Here is a 1,626-nt window from a genome sequence, read left to right on the forward strand (position 1 = left end):
GCACGACGCCGACGCGCAGGCCCTCGCCGCTGCCATCCACGACACCGGCGCGACGGCCGTGCGCGTGGGCCCGGTCGCCGACGACCGCGCGGGTCTGCGCGAGGTCATCGCCGACCAGCTCGTCCGGGCCGACCTCCTGGTGATCACCGGGGGCCTGAGCGCAGGGCCCTGGGACACCGTCACGGACGTGCTCGCGCCGCTGGGCACCGTGCGTTTCGACCACGTCGCGATGGCCCCGGGCCCCCGCCAGGGGTTCGGGACCGTCGACGACATCCCGGTCTTCGCGCTGCCCGGGCACCCGGTCTCGGCCCAGGTCGCCTACGAGGTCTTCGTCCGTCCGGCGCTGCGCACGATGGGCGGTCACACCGACATCTTCCGGCCGTCCCTGCGCGCCGCTTCCACCCGGCCGTGGGCCTCGCCCCCGGGTGTCCGGCAGTTCGTGCCCGCCCGGGTGCTGGGCTCGCCGACCGACGGCTACACCGTGAGCCCCGTGGGTGACCCGTCGCAGGTCGCGCTCTCCTCCTTGGCCGGGGCCAACGCCCTCGCCGTCGTCGGGGAGGACACCACCCAGGTGCGGGCGGGGGACGCCCTCGCCTGCCTGGTGCTGGAGAGCTGACGTGGCCCGCGGCTGGCCCGTCGTGCTGCGCGAGGGCGACGTCGTCCTGCGGCCCCTGCGACGGCGTGACGCCCGGGCGTGGCTGGACTCCCGCTCGGCGAACTCGCGCTGGCTCGACCCGTGGGAGGCGACCTCCCCCGAGCCCGTGACCGGCCCGGCCCCGAGCTTCGGGGAGTTCGTCCGGGCCCTCGCGGGGCAGGCACGCTCGGGCTCGGCGCTGCCCTTCGCCGTCGAGTACCGCGGTGAGCTCGTCGGGCAGCTGACCGTCTCGACCATCGTGCGCGGGTCGCTCTGCTCGGGGAGCATCGGGTACTGGATCAGTGAGCACGTCGCCGGCCGGGGCATCACGCCGACGGCCGTGGCCCTCGCGGTCGACCACTGCCTGGGCCCTGTAGGCCTGCACCGTGTCGAGATCAACATCCGCCCCGAGAACACCCCGAGCCTGCGCGTGGTCGAGAAGCTCGGTCTGCGCGACGAAGGGGTGCGCGAGCGCTACCTGCACATCCAGGGGCAGTGGCGCGACCACCGCACCTTCGCGGTGACCGCGGAGGAGGTCCCCGAGGGCCTGATGGCCCGGTGGCGACGCACCCGAACCACACCCGTGTAGTTCCCGAGCCGACACGCCGCGACCCCTGCGGGCCGGCGTGCTCCCCCTCGCCTACCGTCGTGGCGTGAACCAGGCCGGGCTCGTGGTGATCGCCATGGCTGGCCTGTGGATCGCCTACCTGGTGCCGCACCGGTTGCGGTACCGCCAGCAGCTCCTCGAGTCCCGCGCGGACGACAGGTACTCCGAGCGGCTGCGGGTCCTGCGCGTGGCCCAGGCCACCCGGGCGGGGGGCACGACGAGTGCGGGACGGGCACCCTTCCCGCTGCACAGCACGGCTCGAGCAGCACGAGGAGGGGGTGGACCCATGGACCGACCGCACGCGACCACGGACCGCATCTCGGCGGACGCCGCACGGCGCAGTGCCGCCGAGCACGCCCAGCGCGCCGCCCACCTGGCCCGCCGC

Annotated in this window: 2 protein-coding genes and 1 pseudogene; all 3 read left to right on the forward strand. The window is 75.1% G+C overall.

Annotated features, from left to right (window positions below; genetic code table 11):
- A partial coding sequence (locus L0B03_RS17545; protein ID WP_250448258.1) for a molybdopterin-binding protein occupies nucleotides 1–616 on the forward strand: 616 nt, incomplete at its 5' end.
- A 1-nt stretch (nucleotide 617) separates the two neighbouring features.
- Complete coding sequence (locus L0B03_RS17550) at nucleotides 618–1,223, forward strand: GNAT family N-acetyltransferase (protein WP_250448260.1); 606 nt, start codon at nucleotides 618–620, stop codon at nucleotides 1,221–1,223.
- A 64-nt stretch (nucleotides 1,224–1,287) separates the two neighbouring features.
- Nucleotides 1,288–1,626 (forward strand): annotated as a pseudogene (locus tag L0B03_RS17555) (hypothetical protein); the annotation flags it as partial.

Source organism: Actinotalea sp. C106, from assembly GCF_023630195.1.
In the GTDB taxonomy this organism is placed as follows: Bacteria; Actinomycetota; Actinomycetes; order Actinomycetales; family Cellulomonadaceae; genus Actinotalea.